This is a genomic window from Burkholderia sp. HI4860 (assembly GCF_002223045.2).
Classification (GTDB): Bacteria; Pseudomonadota; Gammaproteobacteria; order Burkholderiales; family Burkholderiaceae; genus Burkholderia.
Genome location: NZ_NKFO02000002.1, coordinates 25,170 through 42,833, shown reverse-complemented (window position 1 = coordinate 42,833; position 17,664 = coordinate 25,170). Strand labels below are relative to the sequence as shown.

Annotated in this window: 16 protein-coding genes; 10 read left to right on the top strand and 6 right to left on the bottom strand. The window is 67.0% G+C overall.

What is annotated here, in order from left to right:
- Positions 1-90 precede the first annotated feature (90 nt).
- Together CFB34_RS14695 and CFB34_RS14690 are read left to right on the top strand one after the other, a co-directional pair.
- The gene (locus CFB34_RS14695; RefSeq protein ID WP_089441890.1) at positions 91-669 is read left to right on the top strand and encodes a hypothetical protein; all 579 of its coding nucleotides are present in this window, start codon (positions 91-93) and stop codon (positions 667-669) included.
- A 209-nt stretch (positions 670-878) separates the two neighbouring features.
- On the top strand, positions 879-1,610 hold the full coding sequence (locus tag CFB34_RS14690; RefSeq protein WP_089441891.1) for a ribonuclease T2: 732 nt from the start codon (positions 879-881) through the stop codon (positions 1,608-1,610).
- Positions 1,611-1,658: 48 nt separating this feature from the next.
- On the opposite strand, the gene CFB34_RS39195 is transcribed toward CFB34_RS14690, so the two are convergent.
- Together CFB34_RS39195 and CFB34_RS14685 are read right to left on the bottom strand one after the other, a co-directional pair.
- The gene (locus CFB34_RS39195; RefSeq protein ID WP_347404471.1) at positions 1,659-1,916 is read right to left on the bottom strand and encodes a hypothetical protein; all 258 of its coding nucleotides are present in this window, start codon (positions 1,914-1,916) and stop codon (positions 1,659-1,661) included.
- Positions 1,917-1,994: 78 nt separating this feature from the next.
- Positions 1,995-2,630: an isochorismatase family cysteine hydrolase gene (locus CFB34_RS14685; RefSeq protein ID WP_089441892.1), complete on the bottom strand. Its 636-nt coding sequence runs from the start codon at positions 2,628-2,630 to the stop codon at positions 1,995-1,997.
- A 371-nt stretch (positions 2,631-3,001) separates the two neighbouring features.
- Between CFB34_RS14685 and CFB34_RS14680 the strand changes: the two genes are divergently transcribed.
- Positions 3,002-4,015 (top strand): hypothetical protein, encoded by a 1,014-nt coding sequence (locus tag CFB34_RS14680; RefSeq protein ID WP_089441893.1) that lies wholly within the window; start codon positions 3,002-3,004, stop codon positions 4,013-4,015.
- A 286-nt stretch (positions 4,016-4,301) separates the two neighbouring features.
- On the opposite strand, the gene CFB34_RS14675 is transcribed toward CFB34_RS14680, so the two are convergent.
- Positions 4,302-4,676 (bottom strand): cytochrome c, encoded by a 375-nt coding sequence (locus CFB34_RS14675; protein WP_089441894.1) that lies wholly within the window; start codon positions 4,674-4,676, stop codon positions 4,302-4,304.
- Positions 4,677-4,811: 135 nt separating this feature from the next.
- Positions 4,812-5,726 carry a glutaminase gene (locus tag CFB34_RS14670; protein ID WP_089441895.1) on the bottom strand — a complete coding sequence of 305 codons (915 nt, stop codon included), beginning with the start codon at positions 5,724-5,726 and terminating at the stop codon, positions 4,812-4,814.
- A gap of 221 nt (positions 5,727-5,947) precedes the next feature.
- Between CFB34_RS14670 and CFB34_RS14665 the strand changes: the two genes are divergently transcribed.
- The 3 genes from CFB34_RS14665 to CFB34_RS14655 all read left to right on the top strand — a co-directional run bounded on the left by CFB34_RS14665 (position 5,948) and on the right by CFB34_RS14655 (position 8,785).
- Positions 5,948-6,658, top strand: coding sequence for a response regulator (locus CFB34_RS14665; protein WP_069260487.1), 711 nt, complete (start codon positions 5,948-5,950; stop codon positions 6,656-6,658).
- 64 nt (positions 6,659-6,722) lie between these two features.
- A complete protein-coding gene (locus CFB34_RS14660) occupies positions 6,723-7,853 on the top strand; it encodes an ATP-binding protein (RefSeq protein ID WP_089441896.1) in 1,131 nt (376 codons plus the stop codon).
- A gap of 308 nt (positions 7,854-8,161) precedes the next feature.
- On the top strand, positions 8,162-8,785 hold the full coding sequence (locus CFB34_RS14655) for an NAD(P)H-dependent oxidoreductase (RefSeq protein WP_089441897.1): 624 nt from the start codon (positions 8,162-8,164) through the stop codon (positions 8,783-8,785).
- Between the two features lie 57 nt (positions 8,786-8,842).
- Here the strand turns inward: CFB34_RS14655 and CFB34_RS14650 are convergent, their stop codons facing one another.
- Entirely contained in the window at positions 8,843-11,266 is a 2,424-nt protein-coding gene (locus CFB34_RS14650; RefSeq protein WP_089441898.1) for a patatin-like phospholipase family protein, read from the bottom strand.
- Positions 11,267-11,535: 269 nt separating this feature from the next.
- On the opposite strand from CFB34_RS14650, the gene CFB34_RS14645 reads away from it, so the two are divergent.
- The 4 genes from CFB34_RS14645 to CFB34_RS14630 all read left to right on the top strand — a co-directional run bounded on the left by CFB34_RS14645 (position 11,536) and on the right by CFB34_RS14630 (position 16,179).
- Positions 11,536-12,576 carry a rod shape-determining protein gene (locus tag CFB34_RS14645; protein WP_089441899.1) on the top strand — a complete coding sequence of 347 codons (1,041 nt, stop codon included), beginning with the start codon at positions 11,536-11,538 and terminating at the stop codon, positions 12,574-12,576.
- A gap of 234 nt (positions 12,577-12,810) precedes the next feature.
- A complete protein-coding gene (locus CFB34_RS14640; RefSeq protein ID WP_089441900.1) occupies positions 12,811-13,470 on the top strand; it encodes a YdcF family protein in 660 nt (219 codons plus the stop codon).
- Positions 13,471-13,608: 138 nt separating this feature from the next.
- Positions 13,609-15,831: an amylo-alpha-1,6-glucosidase gene (locus CFB34_RS14635; protein ID WP_089441901.1), complete on the top strand. Its 2,223-nt coding sequence runs from the start codon at positions 13,609-13,611 to the stop codon at positions 15,829-15,831.
- A 96-nt stretch (positions 15,832-15,927) separates the two neighbouring features.
- The gene (locus CFB34_RS14630) at positions 15,928-16,179 is read left to right on the top strand and encodes a hypothetical protein (protein WP_011354368.1); all 252 of its coding nucleotides are present in this window, start codon (positions 15,928-15,930) and stop codon (positions 16,177-16,179) included.
- 501 nt (positions 16,180-16,680) lie between these two features.
- Here the strand turns inward: CFB34_RS14630 and penR are convergent.
- Positions 16,681-17,571 carry a beta-lactamase transcriptional regulator PenR gene (gene penR, locus CFB34_RS14625; RefSeq protein ID WP_089441902.1) on the bottom strand — a complete coding sequence of 297 codons (891 nt, stop codon included), beginning with the start codon at positions 17,569-17,571 and terminating at the stop codon, positions 16,681-16,683.
- Positions 17,572-17,664 lie beyond the last annotated feature (93 nt).

Genomic DNA, 17,664 nt, shown 5'->3' with positions numbered 1-17,664 from the left:
GCCGCCGGACGCGGGCCCGGCGTCACTGCGGCCGCCACCGCGCGGCCGCGCGATGTTGCCCGCCACGAGAACTCCCCTACCCAAACAACAATGAACAAGACGAGAGCATTCCGCATCCTGATTCCCGCCGCGCTGGCGCTGACGAGCGCCGGCTTCGCGCAAGCGAGCGCGGACGAAGTGCCGCGCATGAGCGACGACGTGTACCGCACGTCGGTGTCGTTCTGCTCGAACGTCGCGGCCGCCGAGAAGATCGAGTGCCAGGGCGACATGATCGCCGCGGGCAGCCGGATCGTCGCGGCGATCGGCGGGCTGCCGCCGGCATCCGCCACGTCGATCGACGAAGGTGCGCGCAACAAGCTGCCGGCGGCGGAGCGCAAGGGGCTCGCGCCGGTCGAGCCGGGCGCGATCGACAAGGATGACGACCTCGCCGGTCTCGCCGGCATGGTGCGTCTGTGCGACGTCTACGAATCCGAACCGGCGTCGCGCGCGCGGCATCACGCGGCGCTGAAGCAGCAGGCGCCGGACGCCGCACCGCGCGTCGAGGCGTTGCTGGCCGATGCGTCGACGGCGGCGCGCCAGCGCGTCAGCATCGGCGTGTGGCAGATCCTCGCGCTCGAAGGCCCCGAGTCGATCACGCGCGCGTGCACGCAGCTGGGCGCCGGGTCGTGAGGGGCGGCGTGCCGCCGCGTCGGCGGCGCGCTTCAGACATGTGAAGCGGCGCGCGACGCGCCGGCGCGTACCCGCACCTGCGCGCGTGCCGCCGGAATCTTTCGTCCACCTTCACATTCGTGCCATGTTGCGTCGGCAACAATCGCGGGCAGACATTCGACAACCTTGCGGCGCATCCCGCGACCGCAAGCCTTTTCCGAGGAAACGCCATGCTCAAGACGCTCGCCCGCGCCGCTGCCGCACTCGCCGTCGCTTCCGTTTCACTGCACGCCACCGCGCAGACCAGCTACGACTACCTGTTGCTCGCCGCGTCGTGGGAACCCGGCTTCTGCGCGTCGCACGACACGCCCGAATGCACGAACCTCGCCGGCACGTACGCGGCGACGAGCCTGTCGCTGCATGGTCTGTGGCCGAACAACTACGACGGCAACCAGCCGTTCTACTGCGGCGTGCCGCAGAACGACATCGACCTCGACAACGCGCACCAGTGGTGCAGCATGGATGCGTACCCGATCAGCAGCGCGACCCGTAACACGCTGTCGACGTACATGCCGGGCGTCGCGTCCTGCCTCGACAAGCACGAGTGGTTCAAGCACGGCACCTGCTCGAATTCGGCATCGCCCGACGCGTACTGGAACCAGGCGTCGGGCATGATCAGCCGGCTCGGCAACACGTCGTTCAACGCGTTCCTGCAGGCGAACGCGGGCAAGACGGTCACGCGCAACCAGTTGCTGTCGGCGTTCGAAGGCGCGTTCGGCAGCAACACGCGCAGCGCGGTGTCGCTGAAGTGCACGAAGACGAATGGCGTCAGCTACTTCACCGAAGCGTGGATCGCGGTGAAGACGAATGCGACCATGCAGTTCCCGAGCGCCGCCTCGCTCGTGACGGACGGCAATACGCAGGGCACGTGCCCGACGTCGGGTGTGTATATCGCGAAGTAACGGGGAAAGAAGGGGCGGTGCGCGCGATAACGTGCGCGCCGTCGCCGGTCACGATGGGGTAGGCGACGAGGCACAGCCCTGGCCGAACCATCGCGTCGCCGCGTGTGCGGCTTCGTCGACGTTCGACGCATTGTCACCGGCCCACGCGACGACACCGTCGGGCCGCACGAGCACGGTGCGCCATCCCGGCCGGTCTTTCGCATCGCTCGCGAGGACGCGACTTGATCCGGCGGCGTATCCGTTCGTGTGCAAGGTGGCGGCGCAACTGGCCGCGCGCGACGAGCGCGAGCAGCTCGTCGCCGGCATCGACGTCATCCTGAAGGGAACCGGCTCGGCCCGATTCGCGTCGAGCCGCTGGCCTGTCGCGCCCGCGCGCCCGCTTGTTTACTCAAGCAGCCGCAACGCGTCCGCGAGCGACAGCACCGTCGTGCGCGATTCGAAGGCGGTGGCGAACAGATGCTCGTGAACTACCGGATCCGGGTCGTAGCAGCAATCCTTGACCGTATACAAGCGGAAGTCCGCATCACTCGCGTGGGCGATCGACGACAGCATCACGCCCGTCGACGCGATGCCGACCATGATCAGCGAGTCGACCCCTTGCTCGACCAGCCGCGCCTGCAGATCGGTGCCGAAGAACACGCTGGCGCGGTGCGCGACGATCAGCGGCTCGTCGTCTTGCCGGCCGAGTTCCGGGCACGGGCCGTCGTTGATGAAGCGGCCGAGCTGCTTGATGCCCTGGCCGTTCTTGTTGCGCGGGCTGACTTCCGGATAGCCTGGGCTGAACCGGAGGTTCGCGAACCAGACGCCGATGCCGCCGGCCCGCGCCGCATCGCAGAGTCGGCGCGTATTGGCGAGCAATTCGGGCGCGACGGACGGAAAGAGGCCGAGGATGTCGGTCTGGTAATGCATGACGAGCAGCGCGGTGCTCGACGGCACGATGGCGGGAATCGGCGCGGACGGGCTGTCGCCGGGGTTCGTGCGGGTTGTCGTTGCGATATCCGGTGCGTGTTGCCGAGTCATGAACGAGAGTCTCCAATAGCCCGCGGGGAATGTCAGCGTCCCAGATTTGTACCGGAAAAGCGGGTCGGCTGCCGATGCGATTTTCGTAGGTTTTATCGTGCTGCGAGCCGGCGACCGTCACGCCGGCGTCGCATTCCTGCCTGCCGGCAATGTACTGGCGGTCGCCGTCATCGTCTCCGACGATAGCCGATCGCTGAATCCGGAATTCAGCGATGACGACGGATCGGATCATGGCCGCCCGACCTTTGCCTGTAAGGGGCAGCGGCCGAAGTTGTGCGGATTGCCCCTATTACCCCTCTTACCCGAGGCTGCCTATAATCGTCGTCATCTTGCCCGAGAAATCGCGGTTACCAAGGTGAGGGGGTGTCCAAATGGGACAGTGCCGTCGCATCTATTCGCGCTTCGTCCTCGCAAGCTCGATCGTCGGTCTGGGATGTCTGGCAGGCGCAGGCCTCGCGTACGCCGAGGACGCTCCTGCGAGCGTGCCGACCGGGTTCAAGCCATCGGAAAGAACGATCAACGCCTATGCGGTGTACGGCGACGGACGCGCGACCAACGGTGGCGATATGCATTGGCGTGCCTACGAAGTCGGCTTCGGCGATGTCTTGAATGACTACCTCTCGGTCTACCTCGCGTATCTGAACGAGGGGCATCCCCTCGATCACCACCGTGACGGCTTCGCCGCCATAGGTTCGTTTCGTTGGCCGGTCGGCGATCGCCTGGCGCTCGAGTTGTCGGCGGGGCCGTATTTCAGCATGGACACGACGCATGTCAACGACCAGCCGCGTAATGAAAAGCGGTGGGGCGTGCGCGCCTCGGCAGCGGTGCGCTATTACGTCGTTCCCAACCGCTTCTTCCTCAAGTTGCAATACAACCACGTGCAGATGATCGACGGATTCAACTCCGACGCGGTGCTGTTCGGCATCGGCTCGGATTTTGGCGGCGACCCTGGCCCGGCTTTGTCGGACGGCAAGACGCAGGTTGGCGTTTGGGCCGGGACATCGCAGACGAACCGTCCCCAAGTGCCTATCGAAAAAGGGTATATGGTCGAAGTCAAGCGGCCGCTCGGCAATGCGTGGGCCTATTCGGCGAGCTTCGTCTACGAAGGCAATAACGGCGTCGCCGGCCGCAGAGGTGTGGCGGCGCAATTCTGGTATGTCGCGCCGATCAAGAGCAAATGGACGCTTTCGGCAGGTGTGGGCCCGTATCTCTCGCATGATCGGGACGAGGTCGCGAGTAAAACGAGACTCAATGCCTTGCTCAGCGCGCAGGTGACCTATCAGGTAACGAACGATTGGGCGGCGAGCTTACGCTTTAATCGTGTCGCAACCGGCAACGACAAGGACCAGGACATGTTCATGGTCGGCGTGGCGCGCAATTTCTAGCGGCGCGGCTTGCACCGAATCGACATCCGCCTGCATGCGAGTGACCGTTTTACCTGCGGAAACGGCCTTTTGGAGTTCGGCGTTTTGTGCGACCCGGTTGGGTCGAGCACAGCCGATGGCTGGATTCCCCATCAAGCGCACGCGCCGATATGACTCTGCCGCCGTTCCGCCAGATAAGGCGCGCCTAACCCCGCCGCCTCAAAAAATCGACCGTCCCGAATAAGTCGTCAACCACTCCAGCGCCAACGTGCCGGGACGCCGGCAATACAAAACCGTGCCAAAATATTTAATTCTTTAAAATCAATGCACTCATGTATTGATTCAAATCGCGGAAATCCTGGACTGTCCACGAGTGGGGCGGGAGTTTTACGCCATTCTCTCGCAACGTCTTCGGAATCAGGTCCCCATTGGGGCGAAGGATGATCGACGAGACAATGACGCCCGGATAATCGTTGAGCCGCTTTTTGAAGGCGGGCGTCGTGAGGTCGGGCGTGGGCGGATTGCTTTTATTGGCCAATGGCCCCGTGCCTCTGGCATCTGCTCCGTGGCACATCGCACATCTCGCCAGGAAGATCTGTTTCCCGTTTTCACTACCCGCGAAGGCGAGTGATGATCGAGCAAGCAATGCTATTCCCAGTGAAGCGACGAGGAGTATTTTCATTTTTTGTAATCTCGCTGTGTGAACCGGTGCATGTCCCGGCGGGGTCGATTGCTGCCGAATGGCGAGTTCTCCATTGAGCGCGCCGATATTCGCCTAGCGCCGTTCCGCCGGATAAGGCGCGCCTAACCCGCCGCCTCAAAAAATCGACCGTCCCGAATAAGTCGTCAACCATTCCAGCGCCAGTGTCCCCGCCAGCGAATTCCCGTTCGCATCGAGCCCCGGCGCCCACACGCAAACGGCCATTTCGCCCGGCAGCACCGCGACGATCCCGCCGCCGACACCACTCTTCGCGGGCAGCCCGACGCGATATACGAAATCCCCCGCCGCATCGTAGGTGCCACAAGTCAGCATCAGCGCCGACAGCCGCTTCGCGGAACTCGAATCGACGATCCGCTCGCCGGTGACCGGCGCGACGCCGCCGTTCGCGAGAAACAGCGCCGCGCGCGCGAGCTCGACGCAGTTCATCGTGATCGCGCACTGGCGGCAATACGCGTCGATCACGGTGTCGGGCGGCATCTGCATGTTGCCGAAGCTCGCCATGAAGTGCGCCATCGCGCGGTTGCGCTCCGCGTGCTGCAACTCCGATTGCGCGACGCGCGAATCGTAGTCGATGTCGTTCGCGCCGATCAGCCGCCGCACGAATTCGACCAGCGCCGTCTCGGCCTTCACGAAGCGGCGGCACAGCACGTCGGTGACGACCAGCGCACCGGCATTGATGAACGGATTGCGCGGCTTGCCGCGCTCGCTTTCGAGCTGGACCAGCGAATTGAACGCGTTGCCGGACGGCTCGCGGCCGACCCGTTCCCACAGTTCGTCGCCCAGCAGCTGGAACGCGAGCGTGCACGCGAACAGCTTCGAGATGCTCTGGATCGAGAAGCGTTCGTACGCATCGCCGACCGTGCAAACGTTTCCGTCCAGCGTCACGACGGCCATCCCGAACTTGTCGGCAGGCACTTTCGCGAGTTCGGGAATGTAGTCGGCAACCCGGCCCTGGCCAATCCAGGGGGCGAGTTCGGTGTGGATGCGTTCGAGGATCTTCTGGTAATTCATCAAGTCAGGCGGGTAGGTGAGTGGCCGGATTCAGGCGAGCCCGTATGGAACCGTCCCGGCGCCGATTCGTCAAGCTCGGACGATATCGCGCCCTTATTTTCAAGACCTCTGAACAGGCAATCGGCCGGCGCAGTATCATGCGGTACGTTTCGGCCAATGGCCGGCGTCCGGCACGGGCCGGCGCCGCCGCCGCGGCTTCCCCGATGACCCGACCGCTGCCCATGTCTTTTCGCATCCTGCTCGTCGAAGACGACACCCGCCTGTCCACGCTGATCGCCGGCTACCTGCGCAAGAACGACTATGAAGTCGACACTGTGCTGCATGGTGACGCCGCGGTGCCGGCGATCCTGTCCATTCGTCCCGATCTCGTGATTCTCGACGTGAACCTGCCGGGCAAGGACGGTTTCGAAATCTGCCGCGAGGCACGCAAGCAGTACGACGGCGTGATCATCATGGTGACGGCGCGCGACGAGCCGTTCGACGAACTGCTCGGCCTCGAGTTCGGCGCGGACGACTACGTGCACAAGCCGGTCGAGCCGCGCATCCTGCTCGCGCGGATCAAGGCCCAGCTGCGCCGCGCGCCCGCGCGCGTGGCCGAGAGCACCGCGCCGCAGCCCGAGCGCTACGCGTTCGGCAAGTTCTCGATCGACCGCACCGACCGCTCCGTCGTGCTGCCCGACGGCAGCACGCCCGACCTGACGTCGGCGGAATTCGACCTGTTGTGGGCGCTCGTCTGCCATGCGGGCGAAGTCGTCAGCCGCGACGACCTGATGCTGCAGTTGCGCGGCGTCGAATTCGACGGCCTCGACCGCACGATCGACGGGCGCATCTCGAAGCTGCGCCGCAAGCTGCGCGACGACGCGAGCAACCCGCAGCGGATCAAGACGATCCGCAGCAAGGGCTATCAATTCAGCAAGCACGCGTGGGAATGACGCGGCGCTCGCACGACGCCGCCACATTCCGCGCGGGTATTCCACCCGCCGGCCGGGAGCCGAGATGATCCGACGAACCCGTTCGCACCCCGATGCACCGCCGCTGCCGACGCTGCGCTACGTCAAGTGGCGCTGGCTGCATTTCCGCCGCGCATGGACCGACACGCGCGCCGACCGCATTCCGAGCTGGTCGCGCCTTTACGTGCGCACGTACCTGCATCTGCTCGGCCTCGTGCTGCTGACCGCGCTCGTGCCGGCGCTCGCGCTGTGCGTCGAATTGTCACCGCAGGTCGTGTGGCATGCGTTCGACTCGCTGCCCGGCGACATCTGGATCGTGCTCGTCTTCGTGTTCGCCGCACCCGCGCTCGCGGCGTACCGGTGGATGCGGCCCGTGTGGTCGGATCTCGTGATGGTGCGCGAGCGGGCGATCGACTTCACGGGCGGACGCTTCAACACGCGTGCGCGCGAATCGCACAGCGTGATCATCGGCCCGCTCGCGCGGACGCTGAATGCGCTCGCGATGCGCATGGAACGGCTGATCGCCGCGCAGCGCGACCTGACGAACGGCATCTCGCACGAGCTGCGCACGCCGCTTGCGCGCGTGCGGTTCGCGCTCGAAATGCTGCGCGAACCGGGTTCCGCGGCCGAATATCAGGGCGCGCTCGAGAGCATCGCGCAGGACGTGACCGAGCTCGAGGAACTGATCGACATGAGCCTCACGTATGCGCGGCTCGAATACAGCTCGCTGCAGTCGAACCTCGAGATGACGGCCCCCGTCGCGTGGTTCGAGCATCAGGTCAGCGATGCGCAGCTGCTGTATCCGGAGCGCACGATCGAGTCGCGCATCGCGATCGCATCGGACCTGCGCGTGAAGATGGACCGGCGGCTGATGTCGTATGCGATGCGCAACCTGTTGCGCAACGCGAGCAAGTACGCGAAATCGCGGATCGTCGTCGGGATCTCGCTCGTGCACGGCAACATCGGGATCTTCGTCGAGGACGACGGCCCCGGCGTGCCGGAGAGCGAACGCGAGCGCATCTTCGACGCATTCGTGCGCCTCGACCGCCGCACCGGCGGCTATGGCCTCGGCCTGTCGATCACGCGACAGGTGCTCCACGCGCACAACGGCCGGATCGCGGTCGTCGATCCCGTCGAGCTCGGCGGCGCGCGCTTCGAGATCAGCTGGCCGGTCTAGCAATACACGTCGCGGGCGCCGAGCCCGAAAGTAACAACAGCACGACAGCACACAGCCGCACGCGCCGGACTCGAGCGCGTCGCCGGCCGTTCCCGCCGTACCTTCCTCGTCTCGATGCCTCCGCGCACCGCCATCGCGTGGCGATTCGTTTGCCACGCGTACGCGCTTTGCATTACGATTGCAATTGCAACTATATCGGCGGGCCGATCCCTGAAAGCGCAGGCGGGCCGCCCGCGACGCAGCAGTGAAGCCGGGGCTGCCACGATGGCCGCCCCCTTGTTCATGCATTCCTGTCCGGGTCACACATCATGCGGCTTTTGAATATCGTGTCTTCTCCCCGCGGCGCCAGGTCGGCTTCGATCGCGGTCGCCAATGCCTTTGTCGATGCGTACCGCGAGACGGGCGCCACGATCGACGTCGATACGCTGAATGTCTGGGAGGAGGACTTGCCGGACTTCGACAGCGAGGCGATCGGCGCCAAGTACAAGGGCGTTGCCAACGCGCCGATGGATGACGCGGAGCAGTCGATCTGGCGGCGCATCCAGTCGCTCGTGAAGCGTTTTCAGGCGGCGGACCGGATCGTCGTCGGCGTGCCGATGTGGAATTTCGGCTATCCGTACAAGCTCAAGCAGCTGATCGATCTCGTCAGCCAGCGGAACATGCTGTTTACGTTCGACGGGAACGCGTACGCGCCGTTGCTGGAGATTCCGCGCGCGCTGGTGATCCATGTTCGCGGGCAAAGCCGGGAGCCCGGCGCGGGCGCCGACAATCCCGGGTTCCGGCACCAGGCCGACTACATCGAATTCTGGTTGAGGTTCATCGGCGTGAGCGAGGTCAGGAGCCTGACCGTCGAACATACGTGGGGCGCGCGGGCCAGCGACAGCATCGAACGGGCGCAAGCCCGCGCGGTCGCGATGGCGGCGGAGTTCTGACCGGGCCGGGCGGCGCGATGGAGACGCGGCTGCCGCCGAAGCGGCAGCCGCGCACGCTCAGTACGTCCGGCCGAGCTGCAGGTAGAAGTTGCGGCGGCCGCCGGGCGCGAGCGCGACACCGATGTACACGGGCCCGAACGCGGTCGACAGGCTCGTGAAGAACGTATAGCTCTGCTTGAGCGCGCCGCCGCCGACCTTCTGGCCGCTCGACCAGACGTTGCCGACTTCCGCGCTGGCGCCCACCGACAGCGCCTTGACCGGCGATGCGTTGAACGTCATCAACTGGTTCATGTAGGTCACCTGCGCATACGCGAGCTCGTTGCCGTTCAACTGGTCGGCCGCATACGCGGACAGATGCTGGAAGCCGCCGAGCGTGAAATTGAATGCGTTGATCAGGTTGGTGCCGCCGATGCTCTTGCCGCCTTCGATCGTCGCGCTGACGCTGTGCCGGCCGAACTGCTGCGCGACCATCGCCTTGCCGTAGATCTCGGTGTAGGGCGCGGTGTTGATGCTGTCGTCGAAGTCCGACGCCGAGCCCCCGTTGCGCGACACCAGCGAGCGTTCGACGCGCAGCTCGGTGAAATAGCCCTTGCGCGGGAACAGCGGATCGTCGAGCTGGTCGATCACGAGCCGCGCGCGCGCGGTCAGCGCCTGCGACGTAAAGCTGGGCCACAGCAGCGTCTGGCCGTTGCCGTCGTCGAACGGCACGTTGTAGGTCGGCGAGCCGTGCCCGGTCACGTAACCGAGGCCGATCCGGAAATCGCCGAGTCGTCCGATCGGCAGGCCGAAATCGAGCCCGGCGCGTGCGGTCTGCATCAGGTACTGCGTGATCTTCACGTCGCCGGTGTCGTCGTACAGGTTCGCGTAGCGGCGCTGGTATTCCGCGTACGGCGACAGATAGACGCCGTAGGCCATCGACAGCGGCTGGCGGAACTCGATGCGCGCCGATTGCAGGTCGCTGCCGATCGTCGTGTCCGCGCGGAATTCGAGCCCGGATTCGGTGAGCCACGGCCGCCGGTAGCCGACGTGCAGGCGGAAGCCGCCTTCGTCGGTCGAACTGCTCGACATGCCGAGCCCGAACAGCAGGAAGTTCGGCCCCCAGTATTTCTCGCGCGCGTCGATCTCGAGCACGTTTTCGTTGCCGTGGCTCACGATCTGCTGCGTGACGCTCTCGAAGTTGCCGCCCGTCGTGAGCCCGAGCAGATCCTGGCTGACGGTGTCCGGATCGTAGGTGTCGCCGGGTTTCACGTGCAGCGCGTTGCTGACGACCTGCTTCGGCACGCCGCCGGAGGTCTTGATGTCGATGCGCGTGATGCGGATCGGCGGCGGCAGCGGCTGCGCGTGCGCGGACTTGTAGGCCGCGTACTGTTCCGGCGTGAGCGCGAAGCGCTTCAGCTTGGGCAGCGCCGCGGTCGCGGCGGCAGCGCCTGCGGCGATCGCCTGCTTCGCATTCTGGAAATCGGTGAACGCGAGCGAGCCGAGGTCCGGCGTGAGCAGCACGTCCTGCGCGTCGAGCTGCTTGCGCTGCGCGGTCACGTTCTGGCGGATCAGGATGCCGACCATCTGCTGCATCACGTCGGCCGGCGACGCGAGCGCGTCGAGCGGACGCAGTTGCGAGCCGATGTCGACCGCGATCACGACGTTCGCGCCCATCTGCCGCGCGGTGTCGACGGGCAGGTTGCTGACGAGCCCGCCGTCCACGAGCGCGCGCCCGTTGATCTCGGCCGGCGCGAACAGGCCCGGCATCGCCATGCTCGCGCGGATCGCGAGCGGCAGCGAGCCGTGGTCGAGCACCACCATCTGGCCCGTCTGCAGGTCGGTCGCGACCGCGCGGTACGGGATCGGCAGGCGGTCGAACGGCTGGTTGGTCGGCACGGCGGCCGTCCAGCTCGCGAGCAGCGCCTGCAGCCGGTTGCCTTGCACGAGGCCGACCGGCACTTTCACGCCTTTCTTGCCGAAGCCGAGCGTCAGCCCGTTGATGTACAGGCGCTCGTCCTCCCGGCTGGTTTGCGGCAGGTCCGCGCGCTCCGTCACGTCGAACGCGATGTCCGCGAGGTTGACCTCCGACAGCCGCGTCTGCATCTCGCCGGCGGCCATGCCGCTCGCGTACAGGCCGCCGACCACGGCGCCCATGCTGGTGCCGGCGATGCAGTCGATCGGGATGCGGTTGTCTTCCAGTACCTTCAGGATCCCGAGATGCGCGTAGCCGCGCGCGCCGCCACCGGACAGCACGAGGCCGATCGACGGGCGGCCGGCCGGGCCGCCGTCGGCTTCGCAGGTGTGCCCGGATGCGGCGGGCGTGACAGCCGGCGCGCTGGCGGCAGCGACCGGGGCGGGGATCGGGGCGGCGGTGACCGCGGCCGCGGCGGCGGAGTCGGCGGCCGGCAGCGGTTGCGCGGCGACCGTGCAGCACCAGAAGGCGACGAGCGTCGTGCAAAGCGGGCGCACCCGCGCCCAGCGGAAGGAAACGGTCGCTGTCATGGAGGAAATACCTGGCGTGATCGGGCGTCTGAGGCCTGCCGGGAGCAGGCAAGACCGAGAGATTACCGTGTTTTACAGGCGCAATGCGAGAGGCTGATGCGTAGCCGGAGGCGTCCGGAACGGCATTTTTGACAATTCAGTCGCGAAAAAATCATCAGAATTGCCTAAAGTATCGGAACGAATTGCCGCTAAGTTCGTGATGGGGCGGCATGGACGCGCCGCGAAATATGGTGCGGCTGCCCTGGTCCGTTCGATTACAAAGGTTTGATATGTCGACACCGCTGTTCGGAAAGTTGTTTGCGCAACCCGTTGCGATCGACCCTGGAACGGCGAGTACGCGGATTTATACGCACGAACGCGGCGTGGTGCTGAACCAGCCGTCGGTCGTCTGCTTCCGCAAGGCGGGTGCCGGTGCGACCGACGCCCGGCCGACGCTCGAGGCCGTCGGCGAGCTCGCGAAGGCGCTGCTCGGCCGCGAACCGGGGCACCTCGAAGCCGTGCGGCCGATGCGGCACGGCGTGATCGCCGATGCGCACGCGGCCGAGCAGATGATCCGCAGCTTCATCGACATGTCGCGCACGCGTTCGCGCTTCGGCCGCCGCGTCGAAGTCACGTTGTGCGTGCCGTCCGATGCGACGGCCGTCGAGCGCCGCGCGCTCCGCGAGGCCGCCTTCGCCGCGGGTGTATCGGAGGTCGAACTGATCGAGGAATCGCTCGCGGCCGGGCTCGGCGCGGGCCTGCCGGTGACCGAGCCGGTCGGTTCGATGGTCGTCGACATCGGCGGCGGGACGACCGAAGTCGCGGTGATCGCGCTCGGCGGTATCGTCTACCGCGAGGCGATTCGCGTGGGCGGCAACCAGTTCGACGAGGCGATCGTCAACCATGTGCGCAACCTGTATGGCGTGCTGCTCGGCGAACAGACGGCCGAACACGTGAAGCAGACGATCGGCTCGGCCACCAGCGCGGTGCCGCGCCGGTCGACGCGCGCGGTCGGGCGGGGTGTCGGCGACGGGCTGCCGCGCTCGATCGAACTGTCCAACCACGACGTGGCGGATGCGCTGGCCGCGCCGCTCAAGCAGGTGATCGGCGCGGTGAAGTCGGTGCTGGAGAACGCGCCGGCCGAGCTCGTGACCGACATCGCGAATCGCGGCGTGGTGCTGACGGGCGGCGGCGCGCTGCTCGCGGATATCGAACGCCTGCTGTACGACGAGACGGGGCTCGTCGCCCGGATCGCCGACGAGCCGGCCACCTGCGCAGTGCGCGGCGCGGGCGAGGCGATGGGGCGGCTCACGATGTGCCAGGTCGACTGATCCGGGTCGTGCCGGCCAGGCGTCGCCGAGCGGCGCGCGCATTGACACTCTTTCGATCTCCGTAATGCGTACCCGCTTCGCCGGGTAGGCGTCTCCGGTCGACTTTCAGGAAGGCCGTCCGCGGTCCTGCATCGGTCCGTTGCGTGGACACCCGAACGCGCACCGTGCTAGCGTGACGCGCCCGTCCGGGGCGGGGCAAGCCGCTACGCCCGACGACCTGAGAGACCGAAAACCTTGAAAAACCACACCAAACGGGGCGTGTTTGCCCGCCTGGGCCGCCTGCTGGTCGTCGTCGCGTGCCTCTGGATCGTCGCGGCCGTGGCGCTCGTCGCGTACGGGATGCGGATGCCGAGCGAGCCGGCCGACGTCGCCGTGATCTTCGGCAACGCGCTCGACGAGGCCGGCGCGCCGAAGCCCGTGCTCGCCGCCCGGCTCGACGTGGGCGTGCGCTGCTACCGCACGGGGCAGTGCCCGGCGTTCCTCGTCAGCGGCGCGATCGACGGCCCGGGGCTGAACGAGGCGACCGCGATGCGCGACTATCTCGTGGCGCGCGGCGTGCCGGCCGACCGGATCGCGCTCGACGACCAAGGCGACAACACACTCGCGACCGCGCAGCACACGCTCGCCTATCTGCAGGCGCATCGCGTGTCGCGCGTGGTGATCGTCAGCCAGTATTACCACCTCGCGCGGGCGCGCCTCGCGTTCGAGCGCGTCGGCATCGCGCCAGCGGACATCTCCGCCGCGTATCCGCGCCGTTTCCAGTTGCGCGACGTCTACTCGAGCTGGCGCGAAGTGCCGGCCTACGCGGTGTATGCGGTGCGGCTGTGGGTGAACCCCGATGCGCGACCGGTTTCGTTCCGGCCGATGGTTTATCTGATGAGCCTGTCTTCGTAACGCGGGGCGGGGGCTTGCCGCGACGATCACGCCGCCTGGCATCGCGTCGCTTTCCTCGCTGCGCGCGTCCCCCGTTCTGTCCTATCCTGTGCGAAACACGCGACGCGCCGCGCGTTGCGACCCGACACAGGAGCATCGATGCCGAATCACGCTGAAGCCACGACGACCCAGGCGCCGCAAGTCGCGCCTGTTGCCCAGACTCCGCCGTCGGGCCCCGCCTTCATCGCGCCCGAAGCCGATCCGCAGGCACTGGCGCGCAACAACCAGTACGTCCTGAAATCCGGCGACGCCTTCGTGGTCAGCGACGCGCTCGGCGACATCGGCGGTCACGACGACGGCCTGTTCGTCGACGACATGCGCGTGCTGTCGAAGTGGCGCCTGACCTTCGGCGGTCGCGCACCGTCGCTGCTGTCGGGCGCGACGAGCGCCGACAACGCGTCGTTCACCGCACACCTGACGAACCGTCCGCTGCCGCCGCTCGGCGGCCACGAAACGCCCGAGGGCGTGATCCACATCGAGCGGATGCGCGTGCTCGCGGGCGACGTGCTTTACGAAGCGCTGACGCTGACGAACTACGGCGCGAGCGAAGCCGAGGTGCCGTTGTCGCTGTCGTTCGCGGCCGATTTCAAGGACATGTTCGAGGTGCGCGGCACGCAGCGCCCGAAGCGCGGCACCGTGGTGGCGCCGCGCGTCGACGCGGGCGCGGTGCGGCTGCGCTATGACGGCCTCGACGGCGTCGAGCGCAACGTGACCGTGCATTTCTCGCCGGCGCCCGATGCGTTGTCGGTCGATCGTGCCGACTACACGCTGACAATCGCCGCGCAGGCCTGCGTGTCGATCTACCTGACCGTCGACGCGACGCTCGGCCCCGCGCATGCGGAAGGGCCGGGATGCGGCCGCGTCGCGCTGCGCACCGCGCTCGTCGGCGTGCACCGCGAGATGCGCGCGCGGCGCGAATCGATGGCGCGCGTGAACACCGGCAATCCGCTGTTCGACGCGTGGCTCGACCGCTCGCTCGCGGATCTCGGGCTGCTCACGACGCAGCTCGACACGGGGCCGTACCCGTATGCGGGCATTCCGTGGTTCTCGACGCCGTTCGGCCGCGACGCGGTGATCACGTCGCTGCAGATGCTGTGGCTGCAGCCGTCGCTCGCGCGCGGCGTGCTGCGCTTCCTGGCCGAGCACCAGGCGCGCGAGACTTCCGCATTCCGCGACGCGGAGCCCGGCAAGATCATGCACGAGTTCCGCCGCAGCGAGATGGCCGCGACCGGCGAGGTGCCGTTCGCGTTGTACTACGGCGGGGTCGATACGACGCCGCTGTTCATCGTGCTCGCGGGTGCCTACGTCGAACGCACCGGCGACGATGCGCTGATCGACGAGCTGTGGCCCGCGCTCGAGCGCGCCGCGCAATGGGTGATCGACAAGTGCGACCGCAATCCTTACGGACTGCTCGATTACCAGCGCACGTCGGAGCGCGGCCTCGCGAACCAGGGCTGGAAGGACAGCCACGATTCGGTGTTCCACGCGGACGGCCGCTTCCCGGACGGGCCGATCGCGCTGGTCGAGGTGCAGGCGTATGCGTGCGCGGCGCTCGATGCGATGTCGATGTGCTCGCACCGGCGCGGCCACGCGGCCGATGCCACACGCTACGCGTTGCGCGCGAAGACGCTGCGTGAGCAGGTCGACGCGCTGTTCTGGATGCCGGAAGGCGATTTCTACGGCATCGCGCTCGACGGTCATGGCGACCTGTGCCGCGTGTTCGCGTCGAACGCGGGCCACCTGCTCGCGTTCGGGCTGCCCGACGCCGAACGCGGCGCGGCGGTCGCCGGCGTGCTCGGCTCGGCGCTGTTCCAGACGGGGTGGGGCATCCGCACGCTCGCGGCCGGCCAGCCGCGCTTCAACCCGATGGCGTATCACAACGGCTCGGTGTGGCCGCACGACAATGCGTTGATCGCGCGCGGGCTGGCGCGCTACGGCGACAAGACCGCCGCGGTGAACCTGCTGCGCGCGCTGTTCGAGGCGGCGGTGAGCTTCGAGATGCGCCTGCCCGAGCTGTTCTGCGGATTCCCGCGCCGGCGCGGCGAACCGCCGACCGCGTATCCGGTGGCCTGCCTGCCGCAGGCGTGGGCGGCCGGTGCGCCGTTCATGATGCTGCAGGCCTGCCTCGGCGTGAGCATCGACGCATCGCGCCATGAGGTGCGCGTCGAGCGCCCGACGCTGCCGGAAGGTGTCGACTGGCTGCGGATCGACGCGTTGCGCGTCGGTGACGAAACCGTGTCGCTCACGTTCCGCCGTGTCGACGGCCAGGTCGTCGCGGCGGCGGAGCAGCCGGGTCGCGTGAAGGTGATCGCGGTGCTGTAGCGCGGCGCTGCGCGAACGTTGCGCGATGTCGCGCCACGTTCGCGCGCAGCGGCATAGAATCGTGACATGACCCTTGAACGATGGCGGAGGTAGACGATGACGACCGACAACCGGCCCGACGACAGCGAGCACAAGCTCGAGAATCTGGAAGCGGCGGTCGACCACCTGCACAAGTCGATCGAATCGCAGAGCATCGCGGTCGGCGCGGCGAAGGGCATCCTGTTCAGCCTGATCGAAACGCTCGGCGCGCTGATCGGCGATCCCGACCTGCCCGAGCATGCGCGCTCGGGTTACGAGGCGCTGCGCGACAAGGCGAGCGAATTGCGCGGCGGGCTCGACCGGCATTGATGCCCGGATGGCCCCGGCCCCCGCGCCTGCCGCACGGCTGCGCCGGGGCTGCCCGATTCTGTAGATGAAGCACAAAACCCCGTGCGCTCAATGAGTTAGGTGGCCGGTGCGCAGGATATCCACAAGCTTGCCAACACAATCTGTGGAGAACCGTGCGGCCCCCGCGCCGGGTGCCGCGCGGGCCGTGCGAAAGCGCCGGCGCTGCCACAGGGTTGACCTCGCAAGGTCCGTATATTGAATCCCCTTTTGTATCAGGATGTTACGCGCCGCATTTGACGGATATCCACAGGCTTGCCAACATATTCTGTGGATAACTCACAATCGATTGCGTCGCGACAGTTGGGGATCGGGCCGCTCAGGGCCCGCTCGCGAAGCCCGTGAACAGCGACTGCCCGATGTCTGCGTCGGCGCGCTAATTCGTGCGCGATCAAGGGCTTAGGTCCCGGGTACCCAGGATATCCACATCCTTGCCAACACTTTCTGTGGACAAGCCGGGCCGTGTCATTCGGCCTGCGCCGTCGCGGCCGCCTCGGCCACGATCCAGTCGCGAAAGAGCGTCATTGCCGGCGTGAGCGATTTCGACTTCAGCGAAGTGAGCCAGTAACCGCCGGCGCGCACGTCGATGTCGAGCGGTCGCACGAGCAGGCCGAGCTGCAGTTCGCGTGCGAACATGCACGCCGGCGCGAGCGCGACGCCCGCGCCTTGCATCGCGGCCTCGACCATCAGCCGCGACGAATCGAACACGGGCCCGTTGACCGCCCATGGCGCAAGCTGCGCGGCGTCGAACCAGCCGTGCCATTCGTCGGTTCGGTACGAGCGCAGCAGCGTTTCGTTCGCGAGATCGGCCGGCTGCGCGAGGCGCCGCGCGATGTCCGGCGCGCACAGCGCGGTGAGCGGCGCGTCGAGCAGGCGCTCGTTGCGCGTGGCCGGCCAGTTGCCTTCCCCGAAGCGGATCGCGAAGTCGAGGCCCTCGGCGGCCAGGTCGACGACGTTGTTGTTGGTCCGCATCCGCAGCTCGACGAACGGATGCGTATCGCCGAACTGCCTCAAGCGCGGCATTAGCCAGCCTAGGGCAAAGGTGCCGACGACGCCGAGCGTCAGCACCTCGTGGAAGCGCCCGCCGTCGAACTGCTTGAGCACGGTCTCGATGCGGCTGAACGCGTCACTTAGCACCGGCAGCAGCGCGCGCCCCTCGTCGGTGAGCCCGAGGCCGCGCGGCAGCCGTGTGAACAGCGTGCAGCCGAGCCGCTCCTCCAGCGAGCGCACCTGCTGGCTGACCGCGGCCTGGGTCACGCTCAGCTCGAGGCCGGCGCGCGTGAAGTTCAGATGGCGCGCCGACGATTCGAACGCGCGCAGCGCATTGAGCGGAAGATGAGGGCGGAGCTTGGTCATAAGAATTTCTTTTGTCAGCGCTCAATTATCGTTGCTTGTCAGGCAACCGTAAAGTCCCGATAGTGCTGTCTCGCCGGCCGGGCGCGTTCACCC

Bases quoted from the DNA above. Each gene is read 5' to 3' on its own strand.
- penR (WP_089441902.1), bottom strand. From the start codon at position 17,571: ATGACCAAGCTCCGCCCTCATCTTCCGCTCAATGCGCTGCGCGCGTTC.
- CFB34_RS14630 (WP_011354368.1), top strand. From the start codon at position 15,928: ATGACGACCGACAACCGGCCCGACGACAGCGAGCACAAGCTCGAGAAT.
- CFB34_RS14650 (WP_089441898.1), bottom strand. From the start codon at position 11,266: ATGACAGCGACCGTTTCCTTCCGCTGGGCGCGGGTGCGCCCGCTTTGC.
- CFB34_RS14660 (WP_089441896.1), top strand. From the start codon at position 6,723: ATGATCCGACGAACCCGTTCGCACCCCGATGCACCGCCGCTGCCGACG.
- CFB34_RS14670 (WP_089441895.1), bottom strand. From the start codon at position 5,726: ATGAATTACCAGAAGATCCTCGAACGCATCCACACCGAACTCGCCCCC.
- CFB34_RS14645 (WP_089441899.1), top strand. From the start codon at position 11,536: ATGTCGACACCGCTGTTCGGAAAGTTGTTTGCGCAACCCGTTGCGATC.
- CFB34_RS14675 (WP_089441894.1), bottom strand. From the start codon at position 4,676: ATGAAAATACTCCTCGTCGCTTCACTGGGAATAGCATTGCTTGCTCGA.
- CFB34_RS39195 (WP_347404471.1), bottom strand. From the start codon at position 1,916: ATGCCGGCGACGAGCTGCTCGCGCTCGTCGCGCGCGGCCAGTTGCGCC.
- CFB34_RS14690 (WP_089441891.1), top strand. From the start codon at position 879: ATGCTCAAGACGCTCGCCCGCGCCGCTGCCGCACTCGCCGTCGCTTCC.
- CFB34_RS14655 (WP_089441897.1), top strand. From the start codon at position 8,162: ATGCGGCTTTTGAATATCGTGTCTTCTCCCCGCGGCGCCAGGTCGGCT.
- CFB34_RS14635 (WP_089441901.1), top strand. From the start codon at position 13,609: ATGCCGAATCACGCTGAAGCCACGACGACCCAGGCGCCGCAAGTCGCG.
- CFB34_RS14665 (WP_069260487.1), top strand. From the start codon at position 5,948: ATGTCTTTTCGCATCCTGCTCGTCGAAGACGACACCCGCCTGTCCACG.
- CFB34_RS14680 (WP_089441893.1), top strand. From the start codon at position 3,002: ATGGGACAGTGCCGTCGCATCTATTCGCGCTTCGTCCTCGCAAGCTCG.
- CFB34_RS14685 (WP_089441892.1), bottom strand. From the start codon at position 2,630: ATGACTCGGCAACACGCACCGGATATCGCAACGACAACCCGCACGAAC.
- CFB34_RS14695 (WP_089441890.1), top strand. From the start codon at position 91: ATGAACAAGACGAGAGCATTCCGCATCCTGATTCCCGCCGCGCTGGCG.